This is a genomic window from Novacetimonas hansenii JCM 7643, from assembly GCF_000964405.1.
GTDB classification, from domain to species: Bacteria; Pseudomonadota; Alphaproteobacteria; order Acetobacterales; family Acetobacteraceae; genus Novacetimonas; species Novacetimonas hansenii.
Window position 1 is genome coordinate 1 of sequence record NZ_BANE01000414.1, and the last position, 433, is coordinate 433.

The window sequence follows — 433 nt, forward strand, 5'->3', positions numbered from 1 at the left end:
ATACCAATTTGTTTTTGCTATGACCCATGAGCCCAGTCGCGCAATCCGAGGGACATAATGCGCCATGGCTGCTCGGTGAGCTGGTTCCACGCATGGCAGGCGATATCGACGATATCGTCATAGGTTCTGAAGATTCTGTTTGAGAGCCATGTATTGCGCATAAACTGCCAGACGTTTTCCACAGGATTGAGTTCGGGAGAGCGTGGCGGGAGCGGCATGATGGTGATGTTGGGGGGAACCGTCAGTTTCAGACTGGTATGCCATGCTGCCTGATCCAGGATGAGGACGGCGTGACTTTGCGGTGCAACGACCTGGGCGATTTCCTTGAGATGGAAATTCATCGCATGAATGTTGCACACGGGGAGAACAAGAGCAGCCCCTTTTCCCTGAGCGGGGCAGATTGCCCCGAAAATCCAGGCGGATCGGGTCCTTA

The 433-nt window shown here is 54.0% G+C and carries 1 protein-coding gene; it reads right to left on the minus strand.

The features are described from left to right. Positions 1-17 precede the first annotated feature (17 nt). On the minus strand, positions 18-433 hold a 416-nt coding region (locus tag B7G66_RS16860), incomplete at its 5' end, for an IS630 family transposase (RefSeq protein WP_048859443.1).